A 17,047-nucleotide genomic window follows, 5' to 3' on the forward strand; every position below is an offset into this window, starting at 1 on the left:
AGCTGACCTCCAAGCCTGCGCTCAAAACATAAATGAGTTTATTATTTGCGGGTAACCATTTCCATGGCTATTATCAAATAATGCAGCATAAGGATAATTAAATTTAGGAGTGCATGTGAAAATATTGTCCATCGACGATAACCCTCAAAATAGAAATATCATGGAAATGGTGCTATCTAAGCAATATGACATTACTTCATCTGATGGGAGTGAACCTATCTTAGCTTTGATGGAAGAGCATCAGCCACAGGTAGTACTGATGGATATCTTACTTAGTAATGACTTCACGGGTTACGATTTAGTTAAAGAGATAAAGGAATGCGGTGCGTACGACGAGTGTGAAATTATATTTATCTCAGCCTTAACATCGAGTGAAGACAAACTCGCCGCTTATGGATATGGAGGCGATGACTATATTGCTAAGCCAGTCGATTTCAAAGTACTTTGTGAAAAATTAAAACGTGTTGAGCTGCGTATTACAGAGCGTAACAACTTAAAAGAAATGTTCGAAGTAGCTTCATCTACCGCTTTCACATCTATGCAACAGGCAAGTGAACTTGGAGATTTAGTAAAATTTTTTACCGACAATCTTGAAGTAACAGATCTGAATACCTTATTTAGCAACATCCAACGCTATTTTACCAATGTAGGCGCGAGCTGTTGTGTCGAGTTTCGAGTAGCAAAGCAATATCACCAATTTCCACAACACACTATTACTGACTTAGAAAAAGAAATTCTTGAGTTAGGCCGAGGAGCTAAGCGAATAGTGCCATTTAGTTCCAATTTATTATTTAACTCGCCTACCTGCTCAATGATAGTAAAAGGGATCAATGCAAGAGATGAAGACTTACTTGGCCGTCTTCGCGATAACTTTGCTATCTTACTTACTATTGTAGAAAGTAGAATAGACTTTATTGAAGAACAATTAGAAAAAAGCAGTATACGGCAACTCGCATTAAATAGCCTTAAAAGTCAACTTGCTGAAGATTTTGGCACGATAAAAAAGTTATGTTTAGATCAAGATAAACAAATAAGAATACTCGTTAATGATTTATCTCAAGCGGTGCAATCAAAAATGATTATCTTAGGATTGGATGAAGAACAAGAATCGGAGCTGATGGGGTTAGTAGATGAGACAAAAGAAGTTGTAGAAGAAACATTGGTACTATCTTTCACTCTAGAAGATAAACTTCAAGCTATAACAAAACGCCTTAAAGCTGTTGAATAAGTGAAAAATTAGCACATAACATCTCCTATAGGGGAGTATTCAAAAATCTGTGGTGGCTGTATTAGAGGAAGTAAGGGCTTACCCTAATTAGTACATCGTGCTTTGTCGTTTTTCTATATTATGAACCAGGCAATACAGTTGCCACATGATGAAGCGAACGCATTCACTTTCGTTTGACCGCATAAGGTCAATTTATTCATCCCTTTGTTAACTGTAAGATTGCGCTTTTTACTTAAAAGAATGCTGGCTCAATACAGCCTGACCTTTGACATTCCTTCAATAAAATAACGTCACTGAGAGATATTTGGATAAATATTCATTACGGGAGGTGAATCGCGCATTGTACTTCCTGTTAATAAAAAGCGCATGATGGGTGGTGTGGAGGCTGAAGTTAGCGACCTGCGGCTACCCAGTTAACTTAACGTTTGGGTGACCATAGCCAAATCATATAATTGGTAAAAGAAAAAATTATAAGTGGTATACCGAAAAACATTAGACCAAAATAAGGCCCTGTTAGTGCTGATATTAAGTAGTAACCTACACCTTTAAAAGGCTCACCTGAAATTAACTCAAATATACTTATTAAAAAGCTCGATAAATACAGAGCTAGAAAGCCCATGCCCAAACCTAAAAGCTGTACTTGGTACTTTTTGGTTTGTCTGTGAGTTATTGGAGCAAAGTAATAGCCAACTATAAACCCTGAAAGTGCGCAAAAGCTACCGACGAGATCTGTGCCCAGCCAAATGAATAGTGGCCAACTGGCAAAAGATAAGATGACTGCATATTTCAGCCTTTCAGAAACTCTCAATATGGGCACCATGTTTAGTTAAGTTAACACCCGCATAAATTGCGGAAAATGCTTGGCTATAATTAGCGAAGAATGAGCGCCAGCCAAGCGTTTGAAGTCATTTCTGATGCGTTTATTATACCTTCTTTATCGGTAATTCACTTATTTTATAGACTCGAAAAGGTCCCATACAAAAAGTGATTAAGCCATCATTTTTCTTCGGAGCTCGGTAATTCACAGTAATATAAGCCTCATTTATCGTATCAGTCTTAATTGTAAAGGTTGATACTTTATAATCAGCTAGCTCATGATTGCTTTCAAAAGCATATGGTTCAGAAATAATTGTAGGAACATACAAGGTTACCCTATCAATTTCACCTAGAGAGATTACAGCTCTTACAGCCTCAGCAACACCATAATTAACAGGGTAATAAACCGTTATTTCTGATAAATCAGCGAAATTATCTTGAGTTATAAACGCCGCTACTTTCTTTATTTCGCTTTTTTTATCACAAGAAAAAGTTGATATTGAAGTAAATAAAAATAACAAAACTAAAAGTTTCACTGAGCTTCCTTGAAGGTATAACAATTTTATCTACGACATTTATCTTTTTACAAACAGAAAAATATCCATATATTACAATGCTTTTATCTTAGCTATCAAACAGATACCTGTAAACAACTAGTTAACTTCACCTCATTTTTTACAAATGCAGCAATATACAAAAATGCTAGAGATCAGTAATATCTGACAAAATCATAAACACTATTTTTATATACAGTTTATTGTTAGGTGAGAGTCAACAACGCTAAATTTAATCGCTAAGCTATTTTAAGTTTTAGCGCTGTTATTTTTTGCACTACTATTCTTTATCAGTGCTATCCTTTACCAGACTATAACAGCGCTTACTATTACTGTAATTCTTTTAGAAGCCTGTTTTTACGTGGTAAATAATAGTCATCGTAATCCAGTGAAACTATCACCCGCTTTGCCCTTCCGAGCAATTCAGCTCTTGGTACTAAGCCTATTACTCGTGAATCAGCACTGTTATCACGGTTATCCCCCATTGCTAAATACATATCTGTAGGGATGATAAGTGGATCAAAATTTTGCATATAAGAGCGCTGCTTAGCGAGTTTTACGGTATGTTTTATGCCATGCAAATTCTCTATTTCCACTCGGTTTATGGCGGTTTCAGCTACAGTTTCGTAATCAAGCTTTTCACCATTAATAACAAGTTGATTATTAACTAAAGCAACAGTGTCGCCCGGTACACCTATCACTCTTTTTATTAGGCGATTTTGTGCCGCAACAGAATCAAATACAATAATATCGCCGGCCTCTGGCTCGGCTAGTTTAACCAGCGAAATTTTAGTAAAAGGCACTCGTAGGTCATACGCCATTTTATCTGTCAATATACGGTCGCCCTCAACAATGGTTGGCTGCATTGAACCTGTGGGTACTTCGTACCAGTCAGCCACTGCACTTCTAAAAACACACATCAGCGAGATAAATACGATTAATGAGCGGTTATTTTTCCATATTTTATAAAGGTATTTCACAGTTTTGTTCCATAAGTTAGTATGTTATTTAATAGACAAAGCAGATATTTATCAGTTCAATCAACTTTGTAACAAGGCGTGTATTACTTCTATTAATTAAGGCTAATAAACTAATACCAGTCGTTTTTCGTAGTGATTTTTTAGTTCTTTTGATGGATAATATTTGGAAACAAATAATAATAACTACGTATATATGGAAATTACACAAGACAGACCAGCGCAAGCTAGCAAAGCTAAGTTTTGCTTAGACTTACTGCCTGGTAAATTAATCGACATTCAGTTCACCAACCCATTAAGTGTCAGATTTAAACTCTCTTTAGTTGGCTATGAAGCTGGTAAGTATTTAATTTTAAAGTACCCTGTCCAAGCAAAAAAAAGCCAATATGCTGATGTGTTAAAAGAAGGCAATGGCGCAATTGTACGCTATATAGTCGAAGGTGAACGTGGGGAGTGCGTCGCTTTTTCGACCACTATATTAGCTATTTCTTTTCGACCAGAAAAGTTACTTTACCTTGCTTACCCTAAGAATATTGAGAGTCGGCAACTGCGTGAAGTCAGCCGTTTACAAACCCATATACCAGCAAAGATTAGCATTAATAAATCGCATACTTATGACAGTGAAAATCTATTGCAAGGTTTGATCATCGATATTTCACCGACTGGTTGTCGCTTTACTGTGCATGTTAATTCAGGGTTTTTAGCGCTTAAGAAACGCCCCGTGTTTGTGCATGTTCTATCGCCTATCGACAACAGTGCCGTGGTGATCAGTGCGCATGTGCGCAACAATCAAATGCAGGGAGATCGTTTAAGTGTGGGCATCGAGTTTGCCGCACATGAACAACAAAAAATGCAAAACTTATTGGCCGCTTACACGATAGACATTGCTTAATAATTGCATGTTTAACAAATGAGAGTAACTAAATGTACTCTCATTGATAACTCGTTATTGGTTTTTAAACTGCTGCTTAGCTTTTTCAAGCTCACCTTCACCAATACCAAGTGAATCAGCGGCTTCTTTTATTAAATGAGGCTGGGTCATTACCAAGCCCATTAGTGCTTGTAACTTCTCTGGTGGAATACCGAGTTGCTGCACAAGTGCCATTGCCATCATTGGGTTTTGAGTAAATGCTTGAAAAAGTTCGTGTACTTTTTCATCGCTAACATTGTGCTCTTTTAATGTTGCTATAATTGGGTTCATGTTTTTGCCTTAAATCGCTTTATAGTTGCCCATAGTTATATGGGCAAATATTGGTTTTTAAACTACTGAACTAATAATACAACTTTTCCGGCATTTTCGTTTCGTTCAAGAATGGCGTGTGCCTCACCAGCGTCTTGCCAAGGCAACGTTTTATAAATATTTAAATCAAACTGTTGATTTGCTATTTCGTCATAAAATTTTGCTACAAACTCATCGCGTAGTTGGCGTTTAAACGCTTGACTGCGATTGCGCAGTGTTGAGCCATGAAATGAAATCCGCTTTTGTAACAAGAGTGCAAAATCTACTTCTGCGAAGCGACCATCTAAAAATGCCAGCATAATTATTTGGCAATCCATGGCGGCGATTGCTGCATTTTTACTTAAATAGCGCCCAGATACCGGATCAACAATCACGTTCGCCGTTAAACCATGGTTTTGCATGTAAACAACAAAATCGTCGGTTTTGTAGTTGATTACATGATCAGCACCAAGCGCTTTGGCGTGTTCGCACTTTTCATCGCTACCTGCGGTAATAACAACCGTTGCCCCAATACGTTTAGCCATTTGAATAGCAGCCCCACCTACGCCACTTGCGCCAGCATGGATCAGTGCTGTTTGCCCTGCTTGTAACTTACCAAGTTGAAATAACGCACCAAACGCGGTTAAATATACTTCGCTGATCGCTGCACCTTGCGCCATAGTTAAATCACTTGGTAAAGCCATTAATTGTGCTGCATCGACCGCCACATATTCGCTATATGCACCGCCTGCACACAAAGTAAATACCGCTTTATTAAGCCAACTTTGATCAACCTCGGTGCCAAGCTCAATCACTGTGCCTGCGCATTCAAGCCCTAAAATGGGGCTGTCGCCCTGTGGCGCTGGATACTTACCTTGACGTTGCATACAATCAGCGCGGTTCACGCCGATAGCAGCAACTTTAATTAACACTTCATTAGTTTTTAATTGCGGTTTAGCGGTGTCGCTTAATGTTAAATGCTGATCTTGATGAGAAATAAATTGCATTGCAGCTCCTGAATTGATGAGTTAATCGATTTTGCGCCACACTTCGGCCTCGACTAACTTACCATTTTCTGTCAAAGAATGATGCCACAAATCTCCTTCAATTTTGTAATCAAAAGCCATGGTTTTGCCAAGCAACGATTCAATATTACCGTAAGCAAAAGTCTCTACAAATTGTTGGTTTTTTAAGGTGTACTGCCCGCCACCTGCATAATGAAACTGGCCATTTTTTTGGGTGATGTAATTAAAATGAGTGGCGGTTATTAGTTTAACTGAGGTCAGCTCTGGTGCTTTGGCAGTCACATAACCTTGTTCAACTGCATATTTCCCTTCCACAAACTCCCAACTGCCTAATAGCGGGTTAGCTATAACCAGCGGTGAGGTGATAAATAAACTTGCTAATAATAAAGATTTCATGGTTTTCCTTGGTTTTTATTTTATGTAAGCTTACCTTTTTACACACCAAAAATTAATCAGACTTATGGGTAATAACCCCCGGCTGAAATCGCCAACTTTGTTTGTATGGATACACATCAGCCAATTGCCCAGCATTGATATCAGCTTGGCACTGCAGCCAAAAATCAGGACTAAATAAGTCTTGATGTTGCTGGCAAAAATGACTAAATGCTTGCTGATCAGCACTAAAAAACACTTTAAACTGACTCGGGAATACATCATTTTCGGCAACATCAAAATAGCTTTCGCTGCTTAGTTCATCAAAACTATTTTCACTGCTCGGTAAGTCTCTAAAGTTACAATCAGTTAATGGGCAAATTTCATCATAATCATAAAATACCACGCGCCCCCAACGGGTCACACCAAAGTTTTTCATCAACATATCACCGGGGAAAATATTAGCCCCGGCTAACTCTTTAATCGCCTTGCCGTAATCAAGCATTACATTATTCAGTTGTTTATCGTCACATTGATTGATGTATAAATTAAGTGGTGTCATTTTGCGCTCAACGTATACATGCTTAAGCACTAAGGCTTTATTTGCAATAGCCATACTTGAGCCGATACTCGCTCGCATATGGGTAAGCAATTCATCGCTAAAACGATTTAAATCAAATGCTAAATAGCGAAATTCATGGGTGTCGACTAAACGGCCGACTCTATCCGCTTGTTTTACAAAGTCGTATTTTGCCATCACCTGTGCTTTGGTTGATGTTTTAGGCGCGCTAAATTTATCTTTTATTACCTTATAAACATAATCTGAGCCAGCAGTGGTAAATACTAGCATCACCATGCCTGGCGTGCCGGGGGCAATAATGTACTTATCATCTATGGGACTATTGTTGGTGGTGTCGACCTTATAGCGATAAAACTCTGTTTTGGCATGTTTAATAAAGCCAATGGCATTGAATAATTCAAATCGTTGCTTATGTGGCATTAGCACTGATAAGTAATCTACATAGCGCGCGGGTTGGTCGGTATCAACCATAAAGTAGGTGCGAGCAAAGCCGAATAATAAACTCAGTTGATCTGCGCCCATCATCACCGCATCAAGCTTTAAACCGCTTTGGGTATGTAAAATAGCGACAGCAAAGGGCATGTTATCGCCATTTTTAGCAATACAACGACCTATTAAGTAGCAGGCTTTATTTCTAAAAAACAGTGAATTAGCGTATTCAATATAGCCATCGTTTAAATTCATCAGCTCATACACATGACGACATTGCTGCTGCGCACCTAACGCCAAAGTACGCTGCAAAATATCAACATCATGAGCTAAATCTGTAAATCCAACCCGAAAAGCTTGTCGATAAATAAGTTGCTCCACCGCCTGGCTAAAGCCATTTTGCAATGAAATACGACTTACTAAATTATCAAATGGCCGAGATTTAGCGCGGTATTTGGCTTTTAAAACAAATAAATGCACGGTGCGAATTTTTTTATCATCCCAAATCGAGCCAAAAGTTGAATTAAAAAATGTATGCGCAATCGGTTGGTTTTCATGATCTTGCACCATTTGGCCATAAATATGCTTTGCCTGCTGCCACAGTCGCGGATCGTTGAGCTCTTTAAATGCAATGACTCGCACCGCTTCACTAACATTTTTAACTTGCCTTTCATATACTTGTAAACGCTCACGCATTGCCGATTGTACACTTTGCCATTGCCGTTGCTCAAAACGACTTTGTGCACCTAAGGTAATATTTAAAAACTCAGCAAACATCGCTTCAAAGCCTGCGAATACGGCACGCGCTAATTTGGTCGCAATGACTTGCTCAATTGCGTTGCTAGTTTGAGTCGATAACGTATTTGCTGTTTTTAGCTCTAGCATATTTCTATCACTTATGATGACTATGTCTATTTAGTGGTTTACACACCTTAGCAAGCACGCTTTAATTTAGATAATTAATACAGCGAATGAATAAGATTGATCAAATGAATATAAGAAATGTCGATCTCAACTTGCTTGTGTACTTAAATGTACTGATAGATGAGCGAAATGTCTCGAAAGCGGCAAATAAATTAGCATTAACCCAACCTGCAATGAGTAATGCACTAAAACGTTTACGTGATTTATTTGACGATCCGCTCCTAGTACGTGCCGCAGGCTCTATGACTCCTACTGCAAAAGCGCTGAGTTTAAAACCTGAAATAGAAGCGCTGTTAAAAATGGCTGAGGCAATAACCCAACCCAGTGATATGTTTGATCCAACCACTGGCGAACTCACCTTTAGAATTATGGCGAATGATTATTTAGAATCAACGCTAGTCGCGCCTTTTATTACCCAGCAACTCAATAAACATCCAGGACTTAATTTTGATGTGCTTAGCCCCAGCGATGTTAGCCTGCAAGATATGGAAAAGGGCAGCATTGACTTAGCCATCAATCGCTTCAACGGCCTACCACGATCTTTTCATCAGGCCAGTGTCTGGCGCGATAACTATTGCTGTTTAATGCATCCAGCTAACCCATACTTAAAACAGCCTGATCTAGAGCAATACTTAGCGTCAGAGCATATTTGGGTAAATCGTGCAGGCTGGGGGGCTGAAGCTGCCGTCACGAATAAATCAGGTAGCCAAAAGCTGGGATGGGTAGACGAAGCTCTTTGGCAGCTTGAACAAACCCGTCATATTCGGGTGTTTACTCGTCATTACATGGTGGCAAGTTTGCTATGCCAATCGCCACAACTGATCGCCACACTACCAAGACGACAAGCAATGCTGCTAACTAAACATACCGAGTTAGTGATTAGCCCTGTGCCGTTTCAAATTGTCCCAATTGAAGTAAAAATGCTATGGAGCCCATTACTGCATCATGCCAGCCCACACCAATGGTTACGCCGCGAACTGCAAGCGTTCGCTAATACGATTGCTGATCGCTAGAAAGCTCTAATTAAAATGGAGCTCCCTCGTTATTATTGATTAAATCAATATCAGTTATTGAAAACAACAATTTCATAAATAGTGTGCTTAGGGCTACAGTGAAGTCATACCAAATGAGTTAACCACTAACACTGAGAGACAACATTATGATGCAAACTACAGCAAGCTTCACCCAACAAGACGGATTATTTATCGACGGCCATTTACATGCGTTCATCGAACAAAAACTTTGTAAGCAAACCACCCTTGAGTGTAATGATGTTTACCAAGCATTGGCGACTCTGGTTGATGAATTTGGCTGTCAATGTCGTAAAAACAAACATTTTGACAATGACAGTTTAGATGTACAAACGTTATTGCATGCGTATCAAGTTGAGCATAATCACCCGCATTGTCATGTTGATGCACAAACAACAACTGCGGTATTAGATGAATATTGCTGTCAGGTGCCAGCTATTATTGTTGTTGCTTTAATGGATACATTAAGCGGTACACCAAGCGATGAACACAATGCAAAAGCAATTTATCAACGTGCTGCAACACTGACTAATCGCCCTTGCATGTATCGTGCAAAGCTCTACAACGCCAATGCAGCGTAGTTCATGAAACTTTTAAACGCTCGATTATCCTTTGTGTAAAATCACTGCAACTGAGGATGGTCGAGTTTTGCTGCTCTGCCTGTAAATCAAAGGTCACTTCACCGGCTATAAATGTCTGTTGCAAAGCCAGCTCTATACTGTTGGCCGCTTCGTGCCAATTCATAAACCGTAGCATCATCACCGCACTTAAAATACTACTGGTAGGATTTGCACTATTTTGTCCAGCAATACGCTCAAACGTACCATGAGTTGGTTCAAAAAAAGCCACTTCATTATTTAAATTTGCTGCGGGCATAATACCAATACCACCCACTTGTGCAGTCAACATATCTGCTAGATAATCGCCATTTTGGTTGGTTGTTACCACTACATCAAATTGCTCAGGATTCATTAACGCTTGCTGGAGCATGTTATCTGCAATCACTTCTTTAATAACTAACGGTGCCAAGCCCTCACGCGGTATTTCTAGCCAACGGCCATTACTGTGTGGTATTGCTGAGAACTCAGTTTGCGCCACGGCAAACCCCCAACGCTTAAACGCACCATCAGTAAATTTAAGTACATTGCCTTTATGCACTACCGTTACCGAGTCACTATTTTGTTCAAGCGCATACGCTATTGCATAGCGCACTAGCCGCTCTGACCCTTCTTTAGAAATATTTTTAATGCCAATACCACATTGTTGATCAAAGCGCAGACGGGTTACGCCCATTTCTTGGCATAAAAAATCCAGCATTTTTTCGGCTTCGACACTGCCAGCTTGCCATTCAATTCCAGAGTACACATCTTCAGAGCTATCGCGGATCACAACAATATTGGTATTTTCAGGTTTTTTTAACGGTGACGGTAATGCGCAATAGCCTTTAATCGGCCGCATATTTACAAACAAATCCATTTCATGACGAAGAGCAACATTGAGTGAACGAAAACCTCCGCCAATCGGCGTGGTTAAAGGCCCTTTAATCGCTATTTTAAATTGCCGAACCGCATGAATCGTCTCTTGCGGAAACCAATCCCCATCATATAGCTGCGCAGCTTTTTCACCGTTAAAGACTTCCATCCAGTGAATTTTTCGCACTCCTTGATAACATAACTGCACAGCATGGTTCACAATGTCGCGCATACAAGGGGAGATATCCTGCCCTACTCCATCACCATCAATGTAAGCAATGATCGGCTGCGCCGGAATATGCCACACGCCTTTATTATCAATGCTAATTTGTTCACCCTGAGGTGGGATTTCAATGTGTTGATAACCCATAACCTGCCATATTTTTATTATAAAATATCATATAAACATTAAACCATGGTTGGCAGTGAGTGTCGTGGTTTTAGCATCTATACTTATCATTCAACAATAAAATAGTGAACGGATTTTATGCTTTACTCGGTCTTCTGTGAGCAATTAAAAACCATTAAGTACCAGATATGAAACTGTTTAATCGAATTTTATTCGTTACTTGTTTAGCGAGTACATCTGTTTTCGCAGCCCAGCTTGATCCTCAAGGATTAACCGAGCTGTCAAAAAGCAAGCAGCAGATAATACTGCAATGGCTGAATTTTAGTCTTGAGCAAACTCAGGCAACTTTAGGCCCACTGCCATACTCTAATTTACCCATTTATTTACACCCTCGGTATATTGCATTTGAACCCGTGCCTTGGGGAAGTGTGCGCCGTGGTGATCCAGATGGCATAGAGTTACATTTTGATCGCTTTGCCAGTTTTACACAATTACGTGATGACTGGACCCTCTACCATGAAATGGCACACCTTTACTTACCGTTACTACCCTATTCGGGCTTCTGGTTAAGTGAAGGATTTGCAACCTATATGCAAAATATAATAATGCGTGATAGTAAAGTGATCACTAGGAAGCAATTTATACATCGACTATCTGCAGGGCTTGAACGCGGACGTCAGCAAACGCGAACAAAGCAACAGCCATTAAGTGAACTTGCCGACGATATGTGGCAACAAGGTGCACAACAAAGAGTTTATTGGAGTGGTAGCGCATTTTTTATTGAAGCAGAGCTGGCTTTACAGCAACAAGGACAAAGCTTGACACAATTAATAAAACGCTATAACGAGTGTTGTTATAGCTCAAAAACAACAGCAAAAAAACTGATCACAACATTTGATCAGCTTTCACGCAGCGCCATTTTTTCAACCTTATATGCCCGTTATACACAGCGTACTGATTTTCCGGACATTACCCGTGAGCAGCTTATTTTACTGAGGTGAGTGACATAAAATATCATCAATTTCATCAAACACTTGATAAACTAAATGGCTATCTAACATCACGCTATCGGCTTTAAGGGCTTTGTCTAACTTGATTGCATGTTGGTACAATGTTTCGCACTCAAACATTCCAGCAGTTCCTTTTAGCATATGAACACTTTGTGCAAACCCTGTCATATCGCCATCTGTATATTGCTTGGTTATTGTTTCTCGCTGCTTTTTAAGCCCTTTTATGTACACCTGTTTAAGCACCTCAAATTCATGCTCTGGCAATTTTACATCTTCAAGCATTTCGATATCTAAATAACTAGCAATTTTATGACTAAATTCACTGCGGTCAATTGGTTTGCCTATATGATCAATAAACCCTTGTTTTAGATAGCGATCAACTTCATGCTTCATAGTATTTGCTGTAAGGGCAACAATGGGGGTCGTTAATCCTGTTGCCTGCATAATATGAATCGCTTGTTCGCCATCCATTACTGGCATTTGAATATCTAATAAAATCAAATCAAATTGATGATCTAGGGTCGCTTGCACTGCATCTTTGCCATTTTCTACCGCAGTAACCGTTAACCCCATTCGCTCTAAAATACGTTTGATCAATTCACGGTTTTCAGGATGATCTTCCGCTACCAGCACTTCACCCACGAGATTTCGCTGATCTTGACTTGGCAGCTCTTTTTCTTTGCTTATAGAGATCTCATCAAAACTATTGATCCAACGTACTCGTTCAGGCATATATAGCGCGATATTGAGGCTAAACTCACTGCCACTGCCAACATGGGAATGAACGGTGATATTACCATCTAACTTTTCGGCTAAACTTTTTGAAATATTTAAACCGAGTCCTGTACCGCCATATTTACGTGAGATCGATGAGTCAGCCTGATAAAACGGCGTGAACAAGTCTTGTTGCTCAGCCTCTGTCATCCCGATGCCGGTGTCTTTAACTTTAATGACAAGCTGCTCTTTAGTGCAACTCACCACTAATTGAATATGCCCTACCGTGGTAAATTTTAATGCATTAGCTGTTAAGTTTAACAATATTTGTCGTAATCGGGTTGGATCAGAAATAATCCAATCAGGCAGTGGGAATTGGTAATCAACTTTAAATTTAAGACCTTTATCACGAATTTGTTTGCCTAATAGCGATTCTATATGCGCAATGGTTGCAAATAAGTCAGTCTCGACTAAATCAATTTCAAGGCGATTGGCCTCTATTTTTGACATATCAAGTATGTCGTTTATGAGTCCTAAAACATGGCGGCTGTTTTGTAAAATAACCCGAATACCATGATTTCGTTCGTGAGGCTTAATATCGCCTAAAATAATACCATCTGCGTAGCCTATAATAGAGGTCATTGGCGTACGTATTTCATGACTCATATTTGCTAAAAAACGGCTCTTAGCTTCACTGGCATCAGTGAGTTCTGACGCCAATTGTTGTAACTCCTGCGTACGCAATTGCACTTTTTGCTCGAGGTTTTTAGTAAGCTCAACATTCTCATCATGTAAGATACTAAATTTATTTGCCACTGCAAACGCGAGTAACATCGCATCTAAGGCGGTGCCAATCAAACCTAATAAGTACAGATCGATTGCAATCGGCGTCAGTACACCTAAATTAGTTAAATTTCCCACCATATTAGGAATTGCCATCGCTAGGTAAGCAAAGACAAAGTATCGCGCGGGTTTAAAACCACTCATCCAACTGCGAACCCCTATGTACATGCCTAAGCATAAGGTGCACCCCGTTACTATGGTTGCCCAAATAAACCCAAAACCTGGCCACATAGCAGCGAAAGGCAAACCTGCGGTTGCCACCACAGCTAATATAATTGATGCTTTGGCTAATTGTGGAAAACTGTCTTTTAGCTTAAGCAAATTATTGAAAAATAAAATGTTAGTTAATGGTATTAAAACAAACCCTAGCCAATGAAAATGGGCATTATAAAAACCAAATAGTTGATCTGGAATATGGAAAAACTGGCTCCAGGCAAATACCCAGCATGCTGTAAATAAGGCGTAATAAAGGTGAGTTACATCCCGTGCGCCAAAATATATTAATAAGTTATACAAACCCAGCGCAATGCCTACCCCAAAGCACAACATCATCACCATATTTTCGATGGTGATCTGGGTAAAGAAGTCTGCATAGGGTTTTAATACCAGTTTAGGAGGAGTGTAAAAGTAGTCACTTTCATACTTGGTGATCAAAAAGTAACGCTTGCCTGGTGTAAGTGCTATTTTATTGCCGTAATGAAAAGCAAATTCGTTTTTTTCAATCCCCCCTGTTATGTAACGCGCGGCCTCAGATGTGGGATCGGCCATATCATATACACGTGTTTCAATACGCGATACTAAGGTGTTGTAAGGGAACAACACTAATTCAGCTAGCTGAGTCTGATTTTCAAGTTCGACAACTAACCAATAACTTCCGCCATAATATGTGGTACTTGTTTGTGGTTTTTTATTGTCAAGCCACGTCGCAATCTGAGTGCTGTTATCAGGAAACCCTTCATAACTTGCCGCTAATAAGGTACCAACTTGAAACAAATTTATATCTTGTTGTTGCTCTGTATAAACAAACACACCCGCTGACTGTGTTGCTCGCACTTCGCAGACATATATTGTTAGCAAGCCTAAAAAGACTACATAGCAAAAACCTTGTATTGCTTTTAACAGCATACAATACGCCTCAGTTTAATGACAAAAAGATTAGAACTGATAACTGATATCCAAACCATAGCGGCGACCTTCCCCTTTAAAATCTTCCAACATGCCAAGGAAAGAGCTCAAATCAAACTTCAAATTACTGTACTCACTGGCAAATAAATTTTTCCCCCACAGTACAAAACCTAGGTTATCTAATTGATAACGAATATTACCATTGACTAAACTGTAACCATCTTGCATAGCATACGGATTTTGGTTTTGATCAAAATAATAGTCTGATTGATAATCCACTAGTAATTGTGTTGTTAAGGGATTACCAGCAAGCTCTAAACGATATTCTACGCCTGCACTAACATTCCACTTTGATGTAAATGGCAGCCGATTATGAGTCAAACTGTTACCCAAAGGATCAACAAATTCTTCAAATTCCGCATGGGGAATGTAACCCATCGCAAAACGCATTGAAAGTGCTTTAGTCGCTTGATAATCGAGTTCAGCTTCAAGGCCATAGATCACTGAATCACCAACGTTCTCTAATAATTGCACGGGTGGCTTTTGTGGTGAGTCTGATGGTTGGTTCATAAACACTTGCTGATCATTATAATCATAATAAAAAGCAGCCCAATTAAACCGCACACCTTGCTCAGGCCACCATGATTTAGTACCAATTTCATGCGCATTGAGACGCTCTTTGCCATAGTCAGCTAATTCGGCTTGCTCTGGGGAAGATAAAAACCCGCCATTATAACCACCACTTTTAATCCCATTTGCAAAACGGTAATAGCCATGGGTTGTATCGTTAATAAGGTAGTTCACAGCAAACTGGCCAGAAAAACCATTATCAGATTGCTCGCCTTGCACATGATAAAATGGCACTAAAACCCCTGCTAAATCACTCGGATCAACTACCATATTTAATTGTGCCACTGAGTCATAATCAAGTGACTCATAGGAATAACGTAGTCCAACACTTAGCAACCAATCTGAATTAAGTTGATAGTCTAACTGGCTGAAAGCGGCAATATTTTGCGTGTCAATTTGGTTATCATAGAAGAAGGTTGCGGTTAAGTCGGTGGCTAATATACCGCGATAATCTCTTAAAATATCGTTAATATTATCTTGTTTGATTGATTCATCTGCGTAATATAAACCACTGGTTAAAGTATGTTTGTTCCATTGCGTTTGCAAGCGTAACTCTTGGCTAAATAAGTGAGTATCTAAACCTAGATTTCCTTCGCATAATCGCGCTGGTGAGCCATCACAATTAAATGCATGATCGCGCTCTAATTGGTTATAACTACTAATCGAAATAATTTCGTTAAACTCATTTAATTGCCAATTAATATGTGCACTAAACCCTTTACCATCCGTTTTATGCGGAGAATCGTTATTAACTTTAACCGTGTAAAAGTCATCACTGGCATCATTGAAGCCAAAGTTATCATAGCAATTTGTCGAACCAGCTTCGCTAGGACTACATAACTGACCTGTTAATGGATCCGCCACTACACCGATATTACCGACAGGCTGCACAATACCCTGCCAATCTTCGAGGTGCGCTTGTAACAATACCTGTACAGTATCAAACTCACTTAATAGTGATAGCCGTGCATTGGTTTGTTGCATTCCAGCGGTAGGTGATTGTGCAAAAGTATTGGTGGTTGAATAGTCATAGTCTTGATGATTTAAAGCGACACGAAACGCGCTGTTATCACTTAATTGATTGTTATACATAGCATCAATACTAAACGCGTTATTATTTGCTATACCCGCTGTTAAATACCCCGACTCGTTAAATTCAGGGCGTTTAGTGCGAATTAAAATTGCTCCGCCAGTTGAATTGCGGCCAAATAAAGTCCCCTGCGGACCACGCAAAATATCCACTTGCTCAATATCAAAGAAGTTAACGATCTGATTACTTGCAGATCCTACGGCAATGTCGTCTACATAAATAGCCACAGGCGAGGTGTTCGCCGTATTGTAGTCAACTAAACCAACCCCCCGGATATTTACCGCCGGTGGCGTACCTTCAGCCGCATTTTGGCTGATTTTTAAATTAGGCGCGAATACCGATAACTCTGTTGAATCTTTATAATGTTGATTTTTAAGGCTATCACCTTTGACCTGACTAATGGCAATACTAACATCTTCAATTGCCTGCGCGCGTTTTTGGGCGAACACCTCAATGACTTCGAGGCTTTGGCTAGAGCCACTCGAATCGTCATTTTTTGCCTGTGCAGCCACAGCAAAAACGAGGCTCGACGAGCACAGCAGCAATATATGATTTGAAAAAGGATAACGTTGGCTTTTCATTAGATGGTGAACCTTAATACCGACAATGTAAAGATATTGTAATTATTTACGATTATAGACTAATTTATTGATTAAAGT

At 39.5% G+C, this 17,047-nt stretch carries 15 protein-coding genes; 5 read left to right on the plus strand and 10 right to left on the minus strand.

All coding sequences use genetic code 11. The features are described 5' to 3' along the window. The first annotated feature begins 115 nt into the window (after window positions 1–115). Window positions 116–1,228 (plus strand): PleD family two-component system response regulator, encoded by a 1,113-nt coding sequence (locus H5163_RS07400; protein ID WP_257325867.1) that lies wholly within the window; start codon window positions 116–118, stop codon window positions 1,226–1,228. 418 nt (window positions 1,229–1,646) lie between these two features. On the opposite strand, the gene H5163_RS07405 is transcribed toward H5163_RS07400, so the two are convergent. The 3 genes from H5163_RS07405 to lepB all read right to left on the minus strand — a co-directional run bounded on the left by H5163_RS07405 (window position 1,647) and on the right by lepB (window position 3,578). Further along, window positions 1,647–2,036, minus strand: coding sequence for a hypothetical protein (locus tag H5163_RS07405; RefSeq protein ID WP_182734816.1), 390 nt, complete (start codon window positions 2,034–2,036; stop codon window positions 1,647–1,649). Between the two features lie 115 nt (window positions 2,037–2,151). Then, on the minus strand, window positions 2,152–2,580 hold the full coding sequence (locus H5163_RS07410) for a hypothetical protein (protein ID WP_145233693.1): 429 nt from the start codon (window positions 2,578–2,580) through the stop codon (window positions 2,152–2,154). A 347-nt stretch (window positions 2,581–2,927) separates the two neighbouring features. Beyond that, the gene (gene lepB / locus H5163_RS07415; protein ID WP_145233690.1) at window positions 2,928–3,578 is read right to left on the minus strand and encodes a signal peptidase I; all 651 of its coding nucleotides are present in this window, start codon (window positions 3,576–3,578) and stop codon (window positions 2,928–2,930) included. Between the two features lie 163 nt (window positions 3,579–3,741). Between lepB and H5163_RS07420 the strand changes: the two genes are divergently transcribed. Further along, window positions 3,742–4,467, plus strand: coding sequence for a flagellar brake protein (locus tag H5163_RS07420; RefSeq protein WP_257325865.1), 726 nt, complete (start codon window positions 3,742–3,744; stop codon window positions 4,465–4,467). Window positions 4,468–4,521: 54 nt separating this feature from the next. Here H5163_RS07420 and H5163_RS07425 read toward each other — a convergent pair whose 3' ends face one another. The 4 genes from H5163_RS07425 to aceK form a co-directional block, all read right to left on the minus strand. Next, window positions 4,522–4,776 (minus strand): DUF2999 family protein, encoded by a 255-nt coding sequence (locus tag H5163_RS07425; RefSeq protein ID WP_145233688.1) that lies wholly within the window; start codon window positions 4,774–4,776, stop codon window positions 4,522–4,524. A gap of 62 nt (window positions 4,777–4,838) precedes the next feature. Next, complete coding sequence (locus tag H5163_RS07430) at window positions 4,839–5,801, minus strand: zinc-binding dehydrogenase (protein ID WP_182734818.1); 963 nt, start codon at window positions 5,799–5,801, stop codon at window positions 4,839–4,841. A 21-nt stretch (window positions 5,802–5,822) separates the two neighbouring features. After that, complete coding sequence (locus H5163_RS07435) at window positions 5,823–6,215, minus strand: hypothetical protein (RefSeq protein ID WP_182734820.1); 393 nt, start codon at window positions 6,213–6,215, stop codon at window positions 5,823–5,825. A gap of 52 nt (window positions 6,216–6,267) precedes the next feature. Beyond that, window positions 6,268–8,085 carry a bifunctional isocitrate dehydrogenase kinase/phosphatase gene (gene aceK / locus H5163_RS07440; protein ID WP_182734822.1) on the minus strand — a complete coding sequence of 606 codons (1,818 nt, stop codon included), beginning with the start codon at window positions 8,083–8,085 and terminating at the stop codon, window positions 6,268–6,270. 104 nt (window positions 8,086–8,189) lie between these two features. Here aceK and H5163_RS07445 point away from each other — a divergent pair, with 104 nt between their 5' ends. Both H5163_RS07445 and H5163_RS07450 read left to right on the plus strand, forming a co-directional pair. Continuing rightward, window positions 8,190–9,137, plus strand: a complete 948-nt coding sequence (locus tag H5163_RS07445) for a LysR family transcriptional regulator (protein ID WP_145233680.1) — start codon at window positions 8,190–8,192, stop codon at window positions 9,135–9,137. Window positions 9,138–9,286: 149 nt separating this feature from the next. Beyond that, window positions 9,287–9,736 (plus strand): hypothetical protein, encoded by a 450-nt coding sequence (locus H5163_RS07450; protein WP_182734869.1) that lies wholly within the window; start codon window positions 9,287–9,289, stop codon window positions 9,734–9,736. A gap of 1 nt (window position 9,737) precedes the next feature. On the opposite strand, the gene icd is transcribed toward H5163_RS07450, so the two are convergent. After that, window positions 9,738–10,997 carry an NADP-dependent isocitrate dehydrogenase gene (icd, locus tag H5163_RS07455; protein ID WP_182734824.1) on the minus strand — a complete coding sequence of 420 codons (1,260 nt, stop codon included), beginning with the start codon at window positions 10,995–10,997 and terminating at the stop codon, window positions 9,738–9,740. Between the two features lie 167 nt (window positions 10,998–11,164). Between icd and H5163_RS07460 the strand changes: the two genes are divergently transcribed. Then, window positions 11,165–11,977 (plus strand): hypothetical protein, encoded by an 813-nt coding sequence (locus H5163_RS07460; protein WP_182734826.1) that lies wholly within the window; start codon window positions 11,165–11,167, stop codon window positions 11,975–11,977. Here the strand turns inward: H5163_RS07460 and H5163_RS07465 are convergent. Both H5163_RS07465 and H5163_RS07470 read right to left on the minus strand, forming a co-directional pair. Further along, on the minus strand, window positions 11,966–14,668 hold the full coding sequence (locus tag H5163_RS07465) for a 7TM diverse intracellular signaling domain-containing protein (RefSeq protein WP_182734828.1): 2,703 nt from the start codon (window positions 14,666–14,668) through the stop codon (window positions 11,966–11,968). The genes H5163_RS07460 and H5163_RS07465 overlap by 12 nt on opposite strands. Before the next feature lie 30 nt (window positions 14,669–14,698). After that, window positions 14,699–16,969, minus strand: coding sequence for a TonB-dependent receptor (locus H5163_RS07470; RefSeq protein WP_145233672.1), 2,271 nt, complete (start codon window positions 16,967–16,969; stop codon window positions 14,699–14,701). Window positions 16,970–17,047: the final 78 nt, after the last annotated feature.

The sequence above is a fragment of the Pseudoalteromonas sp. SG44-8 genome (assembly GCF_014164125.1).
GTDB lineage: Bacteria > Pseudomonadota > Gammaproteobacteria > Enterobacterales > Alteromonadaceae > Pseudoalteromonas > Pseudoalteromonas rhizosphaerae.